A 19519-nucleotide genomic window follows, 5' to 3' on the forward strand; every position below is an offset into this window, starting at 1 on the left:
TATTAGTCATTGGCCTGATATCAAGTTCGCTATTCCCTTAACTATCAATTATTATCTGAAGTATTGTTTATTTGAACATTCCTGTGACTAGTACCATTGTGGCTAGTACCATTGTGGCTAGTACCATTGTGACTATTACCATAGGATTGTCTAGCCATCCACTTAGTCAATTCCTGAGATAGCTGAGTTAGGGACTCAATTAATTGGTGTGAAACGTCTACAGGAAAATTACCAGAACGGACGTGCAAATCTAGCTTAGGAAAGGGACTATCAACATGGTAATGACGTAGTATTTCTTCAATCAGAAAGTAAAGCTCACTTTTGATTTGGAACTGCTTGGGAGGGTCTTCAATCCAAACCAACAACTCAAACTTGAGGGCATTTTCTCCAAATCCAGTAAAAAATACATTAGGGGCTGGTTGATCTAAGATTTCTGGATGTTGAGAAGCTGCCTCAATCAGAGCACTACGTACTTTAATTGGATCTGAACCATAGGCGACCCCTACGGGTAATTTTAACCGGGATACTGGATTATTGTGAGTCCAGTTGACCACTTCAGCTTCAAGAAAGCGAGAATTGGGGATAATGATTGAGACTTGATCCAACGTCAGGATTTCTGTACTCCGAATACCGATATTTTCTACTGTTCCCATCAGTTCCCCAACATTCACAAAGTCCCCTACTTGGATCGGACGCTCAAAAATGAGTACCAAACCGCTGACACATTCTTTAGCAATTCCCTGGATTCCCAAGCCAATGCCCACACCCAAGACTCCGACAAATACAGCTAGAGAACTAAAGTCGATTCCCCACAACTGCAATAGGACAATAACACCGATAAAGAGTATGGCATAATGGATAATCAGGGCAATAGTCTCCTGCGCAGGGCGGCTGAGATTGGTGAGGCGAAGAATCCGCGATCGCAAAACTTTTTTTACTACCTTGGCTAGGAGTATCAGAGCAGCCTAGTGTTAACTGTACTTTAGTGTTAAGTTTCTAGCCAAGGTAGCATTACTTAAGACAGTTAATTGGTAGTTGGTAATTAGTAATTGGTAATTAGTAATTGGCTGACTATTTTCGTAAGCAGTCAGCCGTCAGCCGTCAGCCGTCAGCTTTTAGCTCACGCTGGGCGAACAGCCGTCAGCCGTCAGCTTATTTTATTCAAAAGTACCTCAAGTAGCGTGACCAATGGCCAATGGCTGATAGCTGATATAGCAGAAGTCATTTGTCAGAAGTCATTTGTCAGAAGTCAAACTCTTGCGCTTCTTGATGCAGTCGCTCATGGGGGAAACCCCCAAGACCGTAATGGTGCGCTTTCCGTTGGCGAATTAAATTCGCCACGGGTCGCACCTCTGCATCGCTTACAAAGGGTGTGAGACTAATGTCGATGTCCTAACTGCCCTGGCGACTGCTATAGCTGATTACTAATTGCTGATAGCTGATTACTAATTGCTGATAGCTAATTGCTGATAGCTAATTGCTGATCCCTCAAAGTATAGTTATCATACTATCCGTTGAAAGAAAGAGCATTTGAGGCGTCTGGTTCAGAAGCTGGCGAGATAGTAGCAGCATTTTGTTCCGCCTCCAGTTTCGGCTTCAAGTACAAATTTTCTAGTACCAGAGCTGCACCAGCTACCCAAGGGGGAACAATCAAAGCACCAAGAATCCCCAAAACCTTTGCACCACCTAGCACTGCCAACAACTGATATAAGGGGTGAACTCTCACAGAAGACCCCACCAGTAGGGGATCAAGAATATAGGTTTCCAGATTCTGAATAATCACAAATAGTAGCAATACCCACAAGAAAGTCCATCCCCCTTGAGCAATTGCCACAATCAATGCTGGAATTGCTCCCAAGACCGGACCAAAAAAGGGAATCAAATTGGTCACCCCAGCAATCACACCCAAACCCAAGGCAAACTCTGACAGTCCCAAAAATTTTAAACCAACAGTAATCGCCATCCCTAAAATTCCTGAAACCACCACTCGCCCCTGGATGTAACCCCCCATCCGTTGGCTGACTGGCTTGACCTGGGCTGCCAATTTTTCATCCCAGGGTTTGGGAAACAAACTTACCCCCCCTTTAATCAACTGTTCAGAGCCAGCTAACATATAACCAGACAGCAGTGTTGCCAGAATTACGGTAAACACTCCAGCAAAAAGACTCCGTGTCAATCCATAAGACTGCACTAGCAACTGCTGAGAGGAACGAATTACCCAAGAGGTAACGGTCCCAGCATCAAACATTTTACTCAGAGCTAGTTCAGTCATCCCTAGGCGAATCGCTAAAGCATCTAACAAAGAGGTTAAAACCTCCAAATACGTTGGCAGTTTCCGAAATAAACGCTGAATTTGCTCAGCTACTGTTGGTCCAATCACTAAGCCGATCCCTGTCAAACCAGCGATTAAGCCTAAATAAACCAGAATAACCGCTAGCCAGCGGGGAATCCTTAACTTTTCAGCACTATCAATAATTGGTGCTAGAGTAGATGCGAGCACTACTGCAATCATCAGTACTACTAGCAAAGCTCTAAGTTGCCACAGCAGGACTATTGTCAAGCCAGTAGCAACAATCAGCAGTAAGTTAGCTAAGGAGATTTTAAGGCGTAGCATAGACTTCCATTTGCATGTTGAGTGCCTGCAAATAGTCTACAGAGAAAACACCTGAATTAGTTGACGGTTGACGGTACGGTCTTCAACCTACCCTTTTGAATTAAGAATGTAGAATGTAGAATGTAGAATTTGAAATTTGGGCGTTGCTGAATAATGGAATGATTTTAAGAGTGTTTAGGTGCGCGCCTCCTAGGCCGGGGAACCCGGCCTTGGGTCGCACCTGTGGAATGGGCATCAGCCGTGGAACTGGCATCTTGCCAGTTTCATGCTTATTTTCGTGCGGGCAGGATGCCCACTCTACTCCTATTCAGCGCGAAGATTTAGCAACGCTAGAATTGGGAATTCTACATTCTTAATTCTACATTCTACATTCTCAAAGACACCCTACCCTATACCGAACGCCAAAGGCAAACAACCCCATAACCTTGGCCTATTGGCCACGCTTCGCGAACAACCTTCAACCTTCAACCTTCAACCTTCAACTTTTAACTTTCAACTTTCAACTTTCAACCTTGATCAATCCAACTCCTCTTCTCCCACATCATGAAGGGCTGGGGGAGCATCACCGGGTGTTCGCAACATTTCCACCATCTCCTGAATTTCTGCTGGAGGTGGGGGTGTCAGGCGAGAAACCACTACAGTCACAATGAAATTAAGCACCATCCCTACGGTACCAATCCCCTCAGGGGAAATACCGAAAAACCAGGGTGTCATACTATAGAACTTCACCCCAATGATGTAAACGGTGGTAAAAACTAACCCTACCACCATGCCAGCAATTGCCCCTTCTCGGTTGGTTCGCTTATCAAATACCCCTAGCAGAATGACTGGGAAAAAGCTGGCAGCGGCTAAACCAAAGGCAAAGGCTACCACTTGGGCTACAAATCCAGGGGGATTGATACCAAAGTAACCGGCAATGGCAATGGCAGCAATTACCATAATTCGACCCACCATCAATCGTTGGGACTCCGACGCCCTAGGATTAATGATGCGGTAGTAGACATCGTGGGCGATTGAGCTAGAAATCACTAGCAGTAAGCCCGATGCAGTGGATAGAGCGGCGGCTAGTCCTCCTGCTGCTACTAAGGCAATCACCCAGGGAGCAAGTTTGGCTACCTCTGGTGTGGAGAGTACAATGATATCTCGGTCAATCTTAATTTCATTGGTCTCTTTGTCCGGTTTCAGCTCAATCTTGCCATTGCCGTTTTTATCGTCAAACGCCAATAAACCAGTATTTTCCCATTTGGTTGCCCAGTCTAGCTGACGCACTTCCTCAATGGTATGGTCATGGAGGCTATCAATCAGGTTATAGCGGGCAAAGGCAGCAACGGCGGGAGCTGTGGTGTAGAGTATGGCAATGAATAATAGCGCCCAGCCAGCGGAATAACGAGCAGCTCTAGCATTGCGTACGGTGTAAAAGCGTACAATCACATGGGGAAGTCCAGCAGTACCGACCATCAAGGCAATGGTGATAAATAAGACATCCAGCATGGACTTGTTGGCAAAGGGTTTAGTGTATTCCTGGAAACCTAGATCTACCTGAATTTGATTGAGTTTCGGGATAATGTCACTGAAGGTGAATCCTAGCTGGGGAATCGGGTTGTCGGTCAGTAGAGTTGCGATCGCAATCGCTGGAATCAGGTAAGCCACAATCAACACGCCATACTGGGCCACTTGAGTCCAGGTAATTCCTTTCATCCCCCCCAGCACGGCAAAAAATGCCACAATTACCATGCCAATCACTACACCCTGACCGATATCCACTTGCAGAAAGCGGCTAAATACAATACCTACCCCTCGCATCTGTCCTGCGACATAGGTTAAGGAAACAAAAATAGCAGCAACTACTGCTACCAACCGAGCAATATTTGAGTAATAGCGGTCTCCCACAAAGTCCGGTACTGTGTATTTTCCAAACTTCCGCAGGTAAGGGGCTAACAATAGCGCTAGTAGGACATATCCTCCTGTCCAGCCCATCAGGTAAATTGAGCCATCATATCCTAAAAAAGATATTAGCCCTGCCATAGAAATAAAGGAAGCAGCAGACATCCAATCCGCCGCTGTAGCAGCACCATTAGCAACAGCGGGAACACCTTGATCTGCTACAAAAAACCCTTTACTATCGCGCACCCGAGAGCGCCAACCAATGTAAAGGTAGAGAATAAACGAAATAATGACCAATACACTGGTCCAAACTTCAACTGTCATAGATATTTCTTTGTCTAAATAATTGCTATAGCGCTGCGCCCAGGGAATAGGGAATCGGGAATCGGGAATCGGGAAAAAATACGATGTACATCATTACTATGAGAAACCATATCCAGGGATTGTTAGTAATGAAAAACAGTATTTTTTTATTTGTAAATAATATAGAATGTCCCTATTTACATTCCTAACCTTTAACTATTAATTGCTAACCATAAACAACTATAATTGATAGTATGGCTTGGTTAAGCAAAACCATTTATTTGCCAACCGTAAACATTACTTTTTGTATTTACGGTCAATTTTATCCATCTGTATAGCGTAGATAAAAATTAGGACGACAAAGGTAAAAATACTACCTTGTTGTGCCATCCAGAAGCCTAGGGGAATATTCCCTACACTGACATTGTTTAGTAATGTTACTAGCAGAATGCTACATACAACGGATACGAATGCCCAAACAATTAAGAGATTCCGAATTAATGCGATGTTGGCACGCCAGTATGCCTGACGCTTGTTCTGGTTCATAGTTTTATTAGTAATGCACTAAATTTACTATTTGCGCTTGACTAGTTTCTGGATATAGAGCAACCACCGACAATTGCCTTAACATGGCCTATCGGTATTGCAAAATGTGCTAATATATACAGAAAATTTGCCGGAGCTTAGGGATAGGTTACACCAAAGGTGAACAAAAACCGTCTTTTTGGGGTTTTCTTAATAAAACTAAACAATCCTGGGGATTTACTGGTGTCTTTAGGTTATGGCATTTCTAGATGCGCACCAGCATAGGCTGATCACATCTGTGAACTTTGGCACTGCCCCAGACCGCTTGTCCCGTTGTTTAAAGGAATATTAAATGAATTGTGGATATTATTTCGTCAAGAAACGTAAAGCTTAGAGCAAGATTATGTTAACTTTTGATAAAGTAAATCGTAACTTGATCACCAAACGCGATCGCTAAAATTAAACCTCCCCATCTCCCCATCTCCCCACACTTCCCACACTTCCCACCCTCCCTCTAATTATGAGTATTCAACCTGACTTGATATAAGAGTATCCCTATTGATTGGTGCTACCATCGGGCATAATAGTATTGGTTAAGTTCGCCCCCTTGAGGTTAGCACGGTAAACTTTGTTGGGATAACCCCAATCAGTAAGATCGAAGGTATAGTCTAGTTTTGCTCCCTTGAGGCTAGCGTCGGAGAGGTTGGCATCGGAGAGGTCAATTCCCCTCAAGTCAGCCTGTTCAAGATTCGCTCCCATCAAGTTAGCCCCCCTGAGATTGGCACTGACTAAATAGTGGTCGATTGGCAATGAAGCACTTATCTCCATATCAGCCAGATTTGCTTCTTGGAGATTCGCTTTCTCTAGGTTAACTCCACTAAGATTAATACCTACCAGATTGGCTTTTGATAAATTAGCTTCCCTGAGGTTAGCTCTTTCGAGCTTAATTGCTTTGGCGGAACGATATGATAAGTGGGCTTCTTGGAGATTAGCTTGTTCTAAGTTAGCTTCTGTGAGGTTGCTCCTTAGAAGGTCAGCATTTTTCAGGTTAGCTCTACGCAGATTAGCCCCACTGAGGTTAGCTTTTTCCAGGTTAGCGTTTTCGAGGTTAGCCCCTTCTAAGTTGACCCCTACCAAATATGCCTTTTCTAGATTCGCTCCCGCTAAGTTAGCCCCTGCTAAATTAGCCTTTTGCAGATTCACTCCTTGTAAATCCTCTCTGGAAAGTTCTAGCCCTGCTAAATTACAGTTTTGACAATTTTTTGTTTCCCGTAACTGTTCCAGAGGATTGTCTTGATTGAGAATGAGCCAAGTAATTCCCACAAGGGCAAGCAGTCCCAAAGAAATTCCCCAGATAAACGATTGTCTAAGTTTCATTGATGTGACCTATGGTAGTTTTTGCTATCTCTGTTTTATCAAACTTGCTTTAAAACCTTGATTTTTGCCGCTGAAAAGGCGGACTATTGAGTAGACCTCTTGCAAAAGTCTTTCGTGGTACAATTAGTTTGGCAAATTTTGATTTATGCTACGCTTAAGACTAACAAACTTGCTTTGTCCCCAGGGTAAGCTCATCTAATTTGGTATAAATTGTAACTTAAAAAAAATATAATTAAACCAATTTTTAGTAAAAGTGGAAAAAATCTAGGTCAAACTCAGTACGTTTGTTCTACTAAATCCCTGAACTTTCAACGTATTTTGAGCCAGAAAGCCTAAACCCTTGGGATTACTATGAGGATTTTTCAGATTTCTCAAATTACATTATCAATCATCTCGGGATTTTTGATAATAAAGGGTCCTTATTGACATTGAGGCAGCAGATTTTAGGTTTGTGATACTATCAAAAAACTTTTATAGCAATCCTAAATCAATTGAGAGAATGTTTGTTCCCTGTTCCCGTCTTGATGCAGTCGCTCATGGGGGGAACCACGGCAGCGCGGTCATGGGGGGGACCCCCAAGACCGCGCTGCCTCCCCAAGACCGCGCTGCATCGCTACTCCCTGCTCCCTGCTCCCTCCCTGTTCCCTTTGCTATATCTGTAGTGTGTGATACGAATTTAGATGAGCTTACCCTTATATACTAAGCTTTTTAGTGCTAATTTCACCCCTGAAGAGTCTCACTACAAAGTTGAAGAGATGCCAAAAACGAAAATACCATTCCATGTATCTCCAAAAGAGCAACAAAAAATAGCAATTATTGGCGCGGGTGCTATGGGTATATCAATAGCATCTATTCTAGCTAGATTAGAACTGGCTGAAGTGACCATTTTTGAAGCAGAATCAAAACCCTTTAATAGTAAAAGTGCTTCGACTAACAACACAGGTATTTTGCATCACTTTATTTATGGAGGACACAGAAATACCTTAGAAATGTTGTTTAAGCAAACTGTTTTATTTAGAAAGCTAATGCCCGACTATATTTTTGGGGATAGTAAGATAAATTACTTGGTTCCAAATGAGCCAAATAATACGGCAATAAATCGAGAAGGAGTAACATTCAAAGAAGTAGCTATTTTTCTGATAGATTTTTATAAAAAGTATTTAATAAAACACCCATATGATAATTATTTTGGCAAACCAGAAGAAATAGCAAAAATAATAGATGAAGAGAGTATCAAGTATTTTTTACATAGTCTAGGTTTATCGATAAATCAAGAAAATAATTGGTTTGAGCAAAGCACAATAAGAACTTTTTGTGGAGCAGTTCAAGTCAAACAGCCTGTGTTAAACATGGGGGAATATTGTAGTCATATGATTAACTTAATTGACTTGTTAATCAATAATAATTTGTTGAGTTTTAAAGGTAATACTAGAGTCAAAAGTATTGGTATAAATGACCAGGGATTTGATTTAAAAATCAAAAACAGTAACCAACTTTATTTTGATACCGTAATCAATGCTGGTTATGGTGGAGGCTTAGAAATTCCTAGTCCATCCCTTCAAGGTGAAATAAAGAAAGAGGGGAATATAGCTAAGCTTAAAGTATATGGATTATATAAGATTACTCAAGGGCTTAAATCACAAATACCAGGACTGGCAGAAAGTTTTTCAAGTACTCTACTTATCCGAGGTCAATACGGAGGAATTATTAAAGTTGGTTATGATTTTATTGCCATGTTTTATGGCCCAGAATATAACCAAGCATAATTACACTTTCCTATAGATACAAATTCCCATCAGTTTTATGAACAATGGCATAATAATTTGCCCCAAATAATGGGAAGGAGTGAAAAAGAGATGATGAAAGCCATCAAAGATGGTATTTCTAGGTGGATTCCTTGGGCTAAAGAACTTGAAGATGTAAAACTTAAGAAAGCTGTTCAAGTTTATCCAGGTCGCCAACCTGCTAATGATTTAGAGGCGGCTAAACGAGATGATGAACCGGTTCGCTATAGGTATAAACATCAAAATGGGGGGATGTATATTCACATTACTGGGTCAAAATTGACATCAATTCCCTATAATGCTTTTAAGATTGTCCGAGAAATATTATCAACATATATAGCCAAAGGGATTTTAACCCAAGAGCAAGTTAATCAACACATAGCCATAGACGAAAGTCATGAAATAACTATTTCACCGCACATGGAATACGCACTTGGGAAAGATTTACCTCAAATGGACAGTTCAGAAAGAGAAAAAATTATACAAGAGTGGAATGTCTACTAACAATCTGACTTTTCACGGGATGTGGAAAGTTAGATTGTTAGTAAGCATTCAGCTTAAGGGCTACGCGCACGCTACTTGAGGTGCTATCATAAAGTAGGGTGGACAAAGTTCTATTATCTAGAATTCTGAAAAGAACTAAACGGTTTTTGCTAACCCTACAAGCTCACGGCTAACCGCTGACTCGCCCTAGGAGGCGCGCACCTTGAGCAAATTTAATTCGCCACGGGTTGCACCTAAAAGAGACATGCTGCTTTGGGCGCGACCTTGGAGGTTGTCGGAATTTATGGTTTTCTAGCGCTAACAAGTGAGTAATAACCGTAAGTTTGAACTATTAATATTTCTTCAAACCCAGCTTCTTGCAAAAGTTGCTCAAGCTCCGCTGCACTAAATTGCTTACCCTCAGTAACCCAAAATAGGCACAGGGAAAATGAAGTAGCAATTAGGGGACTGTCTTTAGTATCTGCTAGTAGTATTTCATGTAAATAAATTCGACCTCCATGGGGTAAGGCTTCAAAACTTTGCTTGGCTAAGTATAAACATTTTTCCCATCCCCAGTCGTGAAAAATATTACTGAATAAAACTGCATCGTAGCCAGCAGGAAAAGGGTCTTTGAAAAAATCCCCCACACATGTATCTACTCGGTCAGATAATCCAGATTCTGCTATGTATTCTTTTGCTATCTTGCATATTGTTGGTAATTCTAAAATAGTGCAGTGAATTTGAGGGTAACGCTGAGCTAAGGCAAAACAAAAAGCACCAGAACCTCCTCCTACATCAAGAAGATGTTTTACATTATAAAAGTCACCTTTACTTGCAGCACCAATCGCAGGAGAAACGGTTTGACTGTGCATATGCCTGGTAAAAGCTTTAGCTTTTTCTTCTTCTACTTCATGGGTTTCCCAAACATCCTTGTTGTTGTAAATGCTAGCCTTATCATTACGAAAAGCTTCTAGGAGAGAGGAATGGGATAGAGGATTTTCTCTTATGAAATGTAGTATGCCGCCCCAGTAATAAGGACTATGAGGGAGTAAAAAAGTTTGTGATACCTGGGTAAGGTGAAATTTTCCATTGAGCTGCACAAGATAACCTAGTGATGCCATTACTCCCAAAAGCCCTTCGGTAGCACGAGACCCCAAAGACAAGTTTATTGCTACCTCTTGAGCGGTTGCAGGTGATTGATCTAATAGAGAGAAAAGCCCTAGTTCGTCAGCGACGGTAAGTGTGGGAAAGTGGAACATTGACAACCATGTATCCCAAAGTAGTTTATCATCACAAGTTAATATTTCTAGTTCCTGATTTTTATCTGAGATTGACATGATATTGTCCTCCCAAAAGTGATGTCCCTGCACAGAGTAGCGATCGCACTAATCAACCAATTGATCGAGCAACTCGGAAAGCTCCAACTGGTCTTTGTTGCGGTTATGATTGTAAATCATTAGACATCTCCAATGTCAGGATAAACCCATCTAATTTTTTAAATTCTATGTATAGTGTTTTTGAAATTAAATAAACACTATATGTGGAAAAGCCATTGTCAATAAGCACAAGAAGGCCGGTTTATTGAGAAGTATCCCCGCTTACCCAACAAGATGCGTTTACCCTGTCTCCAATGTAAGCATTCAGGTGCTGGGGTTGACAAAAGGGGAAAGATGAGTAATATAGCGCTACGCGCAAGGCAATAGGAATCCCCCCTAACCCCCCTTAAAAAGGCAATAGGCAACAGTTGACTACAACAGCTTAGGTGCGCTTGACCCATTAAGAATTTAATTCGCCACGGGTCGCACCTTTTGCTGCTTTTATCAATGTCCTAACTTTAATGCGTAGTGCTATATTTTAGAACCATGGAAATTAAACCACCGCTGGGTGGTAGTCGAACCCGAAAGCTGTCCGTTATCTCAGGGAAACCACTGGGGAAGTAAGTGTGAGTCAACCCGAAGCTATGTCGTGGCTCAGCTGGTAGAAAGTCCCATCGCAATTGTAGTGGATTCACCATTCTACATTCTTAATTCTACATTCTGGAAGACCTTCACAATTCACCCTCAAGTCTTCACAATTAAGCCGAAACCTTCACAATTCAGCTGTAGTTTTCACAATTCAGCCTTAATTGCGATGCCATGTGGTAACGCCACCACCCTGGTCAATCAACGTAATCCCTTGAGCTTGCAAGTCATCGCGAATGCGATCGCTTAATTCAAAGTTCTTGGTTTTCCGTGCTTCAGCCCGCTGCTGAATCAGTGCTTCAATTTCCCCATCACTCAATCCATCCGTAGAAACTTCAGCTTCTTCTTCCGGTTGTGCTTCTAACCCTAATACCTCGGCTAATTCCACGAGACTACGCCATTGCTGCTCTAATTCTGAAGCAGGAGTCTCGGTTTTACCCTGATGTACGAGGATATTGCCTTCCCGGCGTAACCCTTTGGCCACTTCAAACAATACCGCTAACCCTCCAGCAAAGTTTAAGTCGTCATCTACGGCTTCTTGGAACTGTTGCGCTATGGTTTTATTTGATAAGTCATCCTGCAAGGGTTGTGATGGTTTGGGTGTGGCTGATTGGTCTTGCCATCCTAATTGTATACCATAGTTATGACCAAACAGCAAGCCTTCTTTGAGAGTTTGCCAGCCATTGGTAGCAGATGCGATCGCATCATCAGTAAAATCTACTGGCTTACGGTATTGCGCCATTAACACAAATAGCCGCACTGCCATCGGGTCAATATGAATACGGCCTCTGACTACTGTTCCGGTGATCCGCTGTGAAATACTGTTTATTTAGCATAACAAGTACGGAAGAGCCTGTAATACATGGCAGACTATAAGCAAGCACTGGTAAAAGACGGTAAGAATCCAGAAGGTCTAATTGTCTTTCCAGCTTTCATTACCCAGAAGGAAATCGATGCCCTTAAGGACTTTAGAGTCGGGGATCGGGATACCTTTGTTGTCGCCTATCCTAAATCTGGTACGACATGGATGGAGCAGATTGTTCACTTGCTTGCTCACAATGGAGAGCAAGGGGACAAAGTATTGAGTGAAGCAGTGCCTTGGTTAGAAGGTGCAGCAACTCGTTATGGAGGTTTAGAGAATCTGATTAAAACTTCTGGCGATCGCCGTTACTTTCACACTCATTTCCCGTTGTCTTTGATGCCAATGTTTGGCGAAACTAAAGCAAAGTATATTTATGTTGCTCGCAATCCTAAGGATAATGCTGTTTCCTATTATTATCATGCATTGAGCAAAATGGGATACGAGGGGAGTTGGAGCGAATTTATTACGCTATATCGTGAAGGCAAGGTGGCCTATGGCTCAATATTCGATCACGTTTGGGAATGGTGGAAAGCAAGCCAAGATTCAGATAATGTCATGTTTGTCAAGTACGAAGACATGAAAAAGGATTTAGCTCAAGTCGTTACCGATGTTGCTAGCTTTATAGATATTCCCTTAACCTCCGATTTACTCGATGCTGTGGTTGCTGGTAGTGAATTTTCGGCAATGGCAATCAATCCCAAAGCTAATCTGGATTGGGTGCCTCAGCGAGAAGGTATCCCCAAACATATGCGCAAAGGAATTGTAGGAGATTGGAAAAACCACTTTTCTTCAGAAGAGACTAGTATTTTTGATGCTCTATATCAATCAAGAATGGTACATTTTGGTCTGGAATTTGAATTTGAGTTAACCTATTAGAATTTAGAATTTAGAATTTAGAATTTAGAATTTAGAATTTAGAATTTAGAGGATATCTGAAAAGTTTTTTGATATTGAATTTTGCCCCCCTAGCCCCCCAATTCTGGGGGGAACAAGAATCAATTGGCTGGTAAAAGTCCCCCAAAATTGGGGGATTTAGGGGGCTTGGATGTAGCAAATGAGACTTCTCAGACAACCTCTAAGAATTTAGAATTTAGAATTTAGAATTTAGAATTTAGAACTAAGAATTAAGAATTGGTAATTCTACATTCGGAATTCTTCATTCTACATTTGGCATCCTATATTCTACATTTGGAATTCTACATTCTACATTCTACATTCTGCATTCTGAACAACCTTCACAATTCAGCCTGCCATCTTCACAATTAAGCCGAAACCTTCACAATTCAGCTGTAGTTTTCACAATTCAGCCTTAATTGCGATGCCATGTGGTAACGCCACCACCCTGGTCAATCAACGTAATCCCTTGAGCTTGCAAGTCATCGCGAATGCGATCGCTTAATTCAAAGTTCTTGGTTTTCCGTGCTTCAGCCCGCTGCTGAATCAGTGCTTCAATTTCCCCATCACTCAATCCATCCGTAGAAACTTCAGCTTCTTCTTCCGGTTGTGCTTCTAACCCTAATACCTCGGCTAATTCCACGAGACTACGCCATTGCTGCTCTAATTCTGAAGCAGGAGTCTCGGTTTTACCCTGATGTACGAGGATATTGCCTTCCCGGCGTAACCCTTTGGCCACTTCAAACAATACCGCTAACCCTCCAGCAAAGTTTAAGTCGTCATCTACGGCTTCTTGGAACTGTTGCGCTATGGTTTTATTTGATAAGTCATCCTGCAAGGGTTGTGATGGTTTGGGTGTGGCTGATTGGTCTTGCCATCCTAATTGTATACCATAGTTATGACCAAACAGCAAGCCTTCTTTGAGAGTTTGCCAGCCATTGGTAGCAGATGCGATCGCATCATCAGTAAAATCTATTGGTTTACGGTATTGCGCCATTAACACAAATAGCCGCACTGCCATGGGGTCAACGGGACGGTCGAGTAAGTCTCTGATAGTAGTAAAGTTGCCTAAAGACTTAGACATTTTCTCTCCATCCACCTTGACCATGCCATTGTGTAACCAATAACGGGCTAGGCTTTTACCAGTTACTGCTTCCGATTGAGCAATTTCATTTTCGTGGTGGGGGAAAACCAAGTCAGAGCCACCAGTATGAATATCAATCGTTTCCCCGAGCATATCTCGCACCATCGCCGAGCATTCAATATGCCAACCTGGACGACCAGGTCCCCAAGGGGATTCCCAGGATGGTTCCTCTGGCTTAGCGCTTTTCCAAACCGCAAAATCAAAGGGGTCTTTCTTCTTAGGCCCAACCGAGTCGGCTACATCTACCCGTCCACTGGCTCCTGCTTGCAAATCCTCTAACTTGCGGCCAGAGAGTTTGCCATACTCCTCAAACCGACGCACTGAATAGTACACATCCCCATCGGCTTCGTAAGCATAGCCTTTTTGTTCCAACTCACACACCAGTCGCTTGATTCCATCTAAGCTATGAGTCGCGCGGGGGTAAGCATTAGCCTCTTGGACATTCAGCCTTGCCATATCTTCAAAATAGGCATCAATGAAGCGTTCCGACACTGCCTCCATAGAGGTGCCTTCCCTTCGGGCTCGGTTTAGGATTTTATCATCAATATCTGTAAAATTTTGGACATAATTCACATCATAGCCCCGCCATTGTAAGTAGTGACGAGCGGTATCCCAGACAATACAAGTTCTAGCATGACCCAAGTGGCACAAGTCATACACCGTAATGCCACAGCAGTACATCCGGACTTTACCAGTTTCCAATGGCTCAAAGGATTCCTTGCGGCGGGTTAAGGTATTGTAAAGGTTTAGGGTCATGACAAAGAAAAGATAAAATCACCAACAGTGGGCTATAGATATACTTTTGACATCCTCCCTGGTTAAATCAAAGATTATAACGAGGGATTCCTAAGACTCACGACTTAGGTTTCTGTTTCCTTCTCCCCTTGGGGGAGTTTTTCGCACCAGCCTTCCGAGATTTACTCTCTTCGGGTCTTACGGTCGCTCCGCAGACTGACACGGCAAGTCCTGCCGCCAAAATGTTAATTGATGCATTGATATCACGATCGTGGTGAGCATTGCAGGATAGGCAATCCCATTCCCGAATATTCAAAGCTAAAGACTCAACACGATTTAGGCAAACAGAACACAGTTTGCTACTAGGAAACCACTTATCAATGGAAATGGCTTCTCGATTATACCATTGAGACTTGTACTTAATCTGACGAATTATTTCCGCCCAGTTGGCTTCACTGATAACTTGAGCTAGTTTGTGATTTTTGACCAGATTTTTCACAGCTAAATCTTCAAACGCAATCAATTGGTTTTCTCTGACCAGTTGAGTAGTTAGCTTGTGGGTAAAATCTCGTCTAGAGTCTTTGATTTGTGCATGCACCCTGGCAACCTTTAACCTGGCTTTGTAACGATTATTAGAACCTTTTTGTTTTCGTGACAAAGCTTTTTGGTATTTAGCTAGCTTTTTCTTGAGCTTTTTAAAATGTTTGGGATTGGCAATTTTATCTCCGTCGCTTGTTGTGATCAGGCTAGTAACTCCTAAGTCCAAGCCAACTTGTTTATCTGTGGTCGGTAAGCTCAAATCTCTATGGTCATCAAACCTAATTGAGATCTGCCACCGCTCAGATGGGTCTAAGCTAAGTGTAACAATACTTGGAGTGCAGTTTGCAGGTAACTGACGACTCCAACGAATCCGTAAAGGTTCTTTACATTTGGCAAGATAGACTTGACCATCTTCCCATTTGAATGCTGACTTAGTAAATTCTGCACTACCACCATTACGTTTTTTCTTGAAGTTAGGATACTTAGCTCGACCGGCAAAGAAATTAGTAAAAGCGGTTTGTAAATGTCTTAATCCTTGCTGAAGAGGAACAGAACTAACGTCATTCAAAAAGAACAAGTCATCCTGTTTTTTCCATTCTGTCAACATTAAGGAAGTTTCCTTGTAGCTTATCCGTCGGGAGCGTTTGTACCAACCTGAAGTCCTAGCATCTAAAGCTTTGTTGTAAACAAGTCTTACACATCCTAGAGTTCTCCTCAGCAGAGTTTCCTGTTCAGGGGTTGGATAGAAACGGTAACGGTAAGCTTTTTCGACCATTATTTACTCTTTGGTATATACTTACATTATAATATATTCTGTGTAAGGTGTCAAGTAAGCGCAATTCATGAGGGGCTGTGTGGGTCACCTGCGGGAGCACTTTATACGCCCCGTCTCCCGTTATACCCGTAGGGTTAGCTGGAGATGAATTGCTGTTTTAGATAAAATACGATATCTTGGTATATCTTGATTCTCAACTGTTTTCACAAGTTGCCTTATGCAAACTTTACCGACTGATTCCCCATCTGGTCAAGGGATGGAAGCCCCGAAACAAGGCTTACCCGTTACCATTATTACCGGTTTCCTGGGTAGCGGCAAAACCACCCTCCTTAACCATATCTTAAGTAACCAAGAAGGCGTCAAAACAGCGGTCCTTGTTAATGAGTTTGGTGAAATTGGTATTGATAATGAGCTGATTATCAATACTGATGATAATATGGTCGCCCTGAATAATGGCTGTATCTGCTGCACCATTAATGATGATTTAATTGAAGCAGTTTACAACGTATTGGAGCATCCAGAAAAGCTGGATTATTTAGTGGTGGAAACTACCGGATTAGCGGACCCCTTACCAGTGGCGCTAACCTTTTTGGGCACAGAATTGCGAGATATGACTCGTCTTGATTCTATTGTCACTATGGTAGATTCAGAAAACTTTAGTATCGATCTATTTAATAGTGACGCGGCAACTAATCAGATTGCTTATGGGGATATTATTATCCTCAACAAGACTGACTTGGTCGATCAAGCCAATGTAGACCACTTGGAAAACCGGCTCAGAGATATGAAAACTGATGCTAGGATTTTGAGAACTACTAAAGCCGAAGTGCCAATTCCTTTAATTCTCAGTGTTGGTCTCTTTGAGTCTGATAAGTATTTCGACAGCAAAACATCAGATCATGATCATCACCACCATGATCATGACCATCATGACCATCATGACCATGATCACCATGATCATCACCACCATGATCACCATGACCATGATCATCACCACCATGACCATCATGACCATGATCACGCTCATCACTATCACTCCGATCACCTAGAAATTGACGGATTCACTTCCCTTTCTTTCGAGAGTGACAAGCCCCTAGGGCTTCGGAAGTTTCAGGATTTCCTAGACAATAAGTTATCCTCTAATGTGTTCCGCGCTAAGGGAATTCTCTGGTTTGATCAAAGTCCTCAGCGTCACATCTTCCACCTCAGTGGTAAGCGTTTCTCTATTGAAGATGATGAGTGGAAAGGTGAACCAAAAAATCAATTAGTGCTGATTGGTCAAGATTTAGATCATGATACATTACGTGAACAATTAAACCAGTGTATCTCTTCAGAGTCTACCAATACACAGCAGGGGATTTGGTAAGCAATTGTTGAATTAAGAATGAAGAATTAAGAATGTAGAATGAAGAATTAAGAATGCAGAATCCTAAATTCGGCGTTGCTGATTATGGGTATGATTGAGCCCCCCTAGCCCCCCAAGCGAGGGATTGCTCGCTTGGGGGGAACAAGACTTTCTTGGGTCCCCCGCCCCCCTAGCCCCCCAAGCGAGGGATTGCTCGCTTGGGGGGAATTAGCGGATGCTTAGCTTTTTTAAAGATGGGAATTTAGGGGTCTTGACCACAATCAGATGATTGCGCATTCATACTTCAATTCAGCAACGTCCTAAATTATACATTCTTAATTCTGAATTCTTAATTCTCAATTCTTAATTCTCAATTCTCAATTCTCAATTCTCAATTCTCAATTCTCAATTCTCAATTCTTAATTCTCAATTCTTAATTCTCAATTCTTAATTCTCAATTCTTAATTCTACATTCTCAATTCTACATTCTTAATTCTACATTCTTAATTATTAATTATTAATTACCCCTAAAACTCCCCAAAAAAACTTTTATAAAACCCTTGAAAAACTAAATTATAATCATTCCAATAATCACTATAATCACAATGAGTTCAGTTTTTTAGTGATGTCCAAAAAATTTTCCCAAAATTTCAAAAAACAACCCGCTAAGCACGTCCTGAAAGGTTCTCGTGAAGCCGTCATTTATAGTATGCAGATGCTATATTCCCTAGGCTATGGGTCGATTGCTGAATGGACCCCTCTGGAACCAACTGATGTTCCCGGGGAAGTGATGACTACCATAACCAAGTATTGGCTGTTGCCATAACACTTTAAATTTCTGGGGGGATTTCCCCCCCTTGCGTGACCTTTGGCCAATCAAATCATCACATCGGGTTAGATTTGGGAACTTAGTGATATCACAATTTCAACTGACTTATTGTGGAGTTGAAATAGCCGTGGATAGTATTTCTACGGCTATTTTTTTGGAAGCTATCAGCGGTCAGCGGTCAGCTATCAGTTATCAGCTATCAGCTATCAGCTATCAGCTATCAGCTATCAGCTATCAGCTATCAGCTATCAGCTATCAGTGATTAGCTTATGTGCTACGCACACGCTACGCGAACAGCTACGCGCAATCGGTGCTTTTGAATACAATAAGCTGACGGCTGACAGCTGACGGCTGACGGCTGAATGCTTAGCTAAAATACTATTAGCCTTAACTAATACTTAAATCATGGACGATTTAAATTACTATTTAGACAAATACGACGCTATACCCTTAGATACTGATCAATACAAAAATAGTTATGTCGGCTGGGCACTAGACTTTTTTATTGACGAAACAAAGGTAATAAATCCTTATTTAGATATTACCTTAAGATTAGACTTAACCGATGCGGAAACTAATTATAACGATAATTTCAAAAATGACTATTCAACCTTTACGTGTTTCTTAATCTGGAAATTACTTAAAGCCCTGAAAGAACATCCTCCTTTCTGGTGGAGATTTATTAACCATAAATGGTATCAAATTAATAATCCACCATTATTTTGTCCGACAGCAGTGGGAGGCGAAGTTCGATTTGCAGAAATGATCATTAATAATGCCACAAAATTAGGATGGCTTGAATTTTATCAACTATACAGAAATAGCAAAGACAGTATTTTCGCTAATCCTATATTGCCCAATAATAATGATAGATACTATGCTTACCAACTAGGTCAATTTGTTGGTAATCTTCCTGGCTTGGATTTTTTAAGTTTTTCTATGCAGACAGGTCGTGGAAATACCCAGAGTTTTTTCTACTTTGGAAAGCGAACCTACGACAATAATCAGCAAAGACTAACGGTGCCTTTAGCTATCAAATTTCACCATAGCAATTTAGATCCAATGCTAATCGAAGTGTTAGTTAAGGATTATCTAGCTGAATTAAGTAAGCATTAATACAGTATTTTTTACTTGGTTGAGGTGAAAATTCTGGCGTTGCTGATTCTGGGTATGGTTTTGCCCCCCTAGCCCCCCAATTTTGCGGTGCGACCCGTGGCGAATTTAATTCGCCGACGGAAAGCGCACCGGTGGGGGAACAAGACTTTCTTGCGTCCCTTCCGGTGCGCGCCTCCTAGGGCGAGTAAATCGCCCTTGGGTCGCACCGCAAAGTTGGGGGACCCACGGGGGCTTGACCAAAACCAGATGATCGCGCATTCATTCCTTGATTCAGCAACGCCAAAATTCTTGGGTTTTAGAGAACAGGGAACAGGGAATAGGGAAGAGTAACCCACCCCTAACCCCTCC

The 19519-nt window shown here is 42.0% G+C and carries 15 protein-coding genes and 2 pseudogenes; 8 read left to right on the forward strand and 9 right to left on the reverse strand.

What is annotated here, in order from left to right; all coding sequences use genetic code 11:
• Positions 1–44 precede the first annotated feature (44 nt).
• The 5 genes from LYNGBM3L_RS17435 to LYNGBM3L_RS17455 form a co-directional block, all read right to left on the reverse strand.
• Complete coding sequence (locus LYNGBM3L_RS17435; RefSeq protein WP_008185912.1) at positions 45–926, reverse strand: mechanosensitive ion channel family protein; 882 nt, start codon at positions 924–926, stop codon at positions 45–47.
• Between the two features lie 581 nt (positions 927–1507).
• A complete protein-coding gene (locus LYNGBM3L_RS17440) occupies positions 1508–2614 on the reverse strand; it encodes an AI-2E family transporter (RefSeq protein WP_008185917.1) in 1107 nt (368 codons plus the stop codon).
• Positions 2615–3130: 516 nt separating this feature from the next.
• Positions 3131–4822 (reverse strand): sodium:solute symporter family protein, encoded by a 1692-nt coding sequence (locus tag LYNGBM3L_RS17445; RefSeq protein WP_008185918.1) that lies wholly within the window; start codon positions 4820–4822, stop codon positions 3131–3133.
• Between the two features lie 276 nt (positions 4823–5098).
• Entirely contained in the window at positions 5099–5347 is a 249-nt protein-coding gene (locus LYNGBM3L_RS17450; RefSeq protein ID WP_008185921.1) for a DUF4212 domain-containing protein, read from the reverse strand.
• A 534-nt stretch (positions 5348–5881) separates the two neighbouring features.
• Entirely contained in the window at positions 5882–6703 is an 822-nt protein-coding gene (locus LYNGBM3L_RS17455) for a pentapeptide repeat-containing protein (RefSeq protein WP_008185924.1), read from the reverse strand.
• A 680-nt stretch (positions 6704–7383) separates the two neighbouring features.
• Between LYNGBM3L_RS17455 and LYNGBM3L_RS17460 the strand changes: the two genes are divergently transcribed.
• Positions 7384–8469, forward strand: coding sequence for an FAD-dependent oxidoreductase (locus LYNGBM3L_RS17460; RefSeq protein ID WP_008185926.1), 1086 nt, complete (start codon positions 7384–7386; stop codon positions 8467–8469).
• A gap of 90 nt (positions 8470–8559) precedes the next feature.
• Positions 8560–8991: a hypothetical protein gene (locus LYNGBM3L_RS17465; protein ID WP_131827083.1), complete on the forward strand. Its 432-nt coding sequence runs from the start codon at positions 8560–8562 to the stop codon at positions 8989–8991.
• A 281-nt stretch (positions 8992–9272) separates the two neighbouring features.
• Here LYNGBM3L_RS17465 and LYNGBM3L_RS17470 read toward each other — a convergent pair whose 3' ends face one another.
• Positions 9273–10307: a methyltransferase gene (locus LYNGBM3L_RS17470; protein ID WP_008185931.1), complete on the reverse strand. Its 1035-nt coding sequence runs from the start codon at positions 10305–10307 to the stop codon at positions 9273–9275.
• Positions 10308–11091: 784 nt separating this feature from the next.
• Positions 11092–11706 (reverse strand): annotated as a pseudogene (locus tag LYNGBM3L_RS17475) (DALR domain-containing protein); the annotation flags it as partial.
• 87 nt (positions 11707–11793) lie between these two features.
• Here LYNGBM3L_RS17475 and LYNGBM3L_RS17480 point away from each other — a divergent pair.
• On the forward strand, positions 11794–12669 hold the full coding sequence (locus LYNGBM3L_RS17480) for a sulfotransferase domain-containing protein (RefSeq protein WP_008185935.1): 876 nt from the start codon (positions 11794–11796) through the stop codon (positions 12667–12669).
• A 433-nt stretch (positions 12670–13102) separates the two neighbouring features.
• Here the strand turns inward: LYNGBM3L_RS17480 and cysS are convergent, their stop codons facing one another.
• The gene (gene cysS / locus LYNGBM3L_RS17485; RefSeq protein WP_008185939.1) at positions 13103–14587 is read right to left on the reverse strand and encodes a cysteine--tRNA ligase; all 1485 of its coding nucleotides are present in this window, start codon (positions 14585–14587) and stop codon (positions 13103–13105) included.
• A 97-nt stretch (positions 14588–14684) separates the two neighbouring features.
• The gene (locus tag LYNGBM3L_RS17490; RefSeq protein WP_008185941.1) at positions 14685–15881 is read right to left on the reverse strand and encodes an RNA-guided endonuclease InsQ/TnpB family protein; all 1197 of its coding nucleotides are present in this window, start codon (positions 15879–15881) and stop codon (positions 14685–14687) included.
• Between the two features lie 217 nt (positions 15882–16098).
• Here LYNGBM3L_RS17490 and LYNGBM3L_RS17495 point away from each other — a divergent pair.
• The 5 genes and pseudogenes from LYNGBM3L_RS17495 (at position 16099) to LYNGBM3L_RS41030 (ending at position 19501) form a co-directional block, all read left to right on the forward strand.
• Positions 16099–17263 (forward strand): annotated as a pseudogene (locus tag LYNGBM3L_RS17495) (CobW family GTP-binding protein).
• A 588-nt stretch (positions 17264–17851) separates the two neighbouring features.
• Positions 17852–18052, forward strand: a complete 201-nt coding sequence (locus LYNGBM3L_RS17500) for a hypothetical protein (protein WP_008185945.1) — start codon at positions 17852–17854, stop codon at positions 18050–18052.
• Between the two features lie 130 nt (positions 18053–18182).
• Complete coding sequence (locus tag LYNGBM3L_RS48760) at positions 18183–18317, forward strand: hypothetical protein (RefSeq protein WP_267872050.1); 135 nt, start codon at positions 18183–18185, stop codon at positions 18315–18317.
• A gap of 143 nt (positions 18318–18460) precedes the next feature.
• The gene (locus tag LYNGBM3L_RS17505) at positions 18461–19171 is read left to right on the forward strand and encodes a hypothetical protein (RefSeq protein WP_008185951.1); all 711 of its coding nucleotides are present in this window, start codon (positions 18461–18463) and stop codon (positions 19169–19171) included.
• Between the two features lie 96 nt (positions 19172–19267).
• A complete protein-coding gene (locus LYNGBM3L_RS41030) occupies positions 19268–19501 on the forward strand; it encodes a hypothetical protein (protein WP_131827084.1) in 234 nt (77 codons plus the stop codon).
• Positions 19502–19519: the final 18 nt, after the last annotated feature.

The organism is Moorena producens 3L (genome assembly GCF_000211815.1).
GTDB lineage: Bacteria > Cyanobacteriota > Cyanobacteriia > Cyanobacteriales > Coleofasciculaceae > Moorena > Moorena producens.

Bases quoted from the DNA above. Each gene is read 5' to 3' on its own strand.
- LYNGBM3L_RS17440 (WP_008185917.1), bottom strand. From the start codon at position 2,614: ATGCTACGCCTTAAAATCTCCTTAGCTAACTTACTGCTGATTGTTGCT.
- LYNGBM3L_RS17445 (WP_008185918.1), bottom strand. From the start codon at position 4,822: ATGACAGTTGAAGTTTGGACCAGTGTATTGGTCATTATTTCGTTTATT.
- LYNGBM3L_RS17450 (WP_008185921.1), bottom strand. From the start codon at position 5,347: ATGAACCAGAACAAGCGTCAGGCATACTGGCGTGCCAACATCGCATTA.
- LYNGBM3L_RS17455 (WP_008185924.1), bottom strand. From the start codon at position 6,703: ATGAAACTTAGACAATCGTTTATCTGGGGAATTTCTTTGGGACTGCTT.
- LYNGBM3L_RS17460 (WP_008185926.1), top strand. From the start codon at position 7,384: ATGAGCTTACCCTTATATACTAAGCTTTTTAGTGCTAATTTCACCCCT.
- LYNGBM3L_RS17465 (WP_131827083.1), top strand. From the start codon at position 8,560: ATGATGAAAGCCATCAAAGATGGTATTTCTAGGTGGATTCCTTGGGCT.
- LYNGBM3L_RS17470 (WP_008185931.1), bottom strand. From the start codon at position 10,307: ATGTCAATCTCAGATAAAAATCAGGAACTAGAAATATTAACTTGTGAT.
- LYNGBM3L_RS17480 (WP_008185935.1), top strand. From the start codon at position 11,794: ATGGCAGACTATAAGCAAGCACTGGTAAAAGACGGTAAGAATCCAGAA.
- cysS (WP_008185939.1), bottom strand. From the start codon at position 14,587: ATGACCCTAAACCTTTACAATACCTTAACCCGCCGCAAGGAATCCTTT.
- LYNGBM3L_RS17490 (WP_008185941.1), bottom strand. From the start codon at position 15,881: ATGGTCGAAAAAGCTTACCGTTACCGTTTCTATCCAACCCCTGAACAG.
- LYNGBM3L_RS17500 (WP_008185945.1), top strand. From the start codon at position 17,852: ATGTCCAAAAAATTTTCCCAAAATTTCAAAAAACAACCCGCTAAGCAC.
- LYNGBM3L_RS17505 (WP_008185951.1), top strand. From the start codon at position 18,461: ATGGACGATTTAAATTACTATTTAGACAAATACGACGCTATACCCTTA.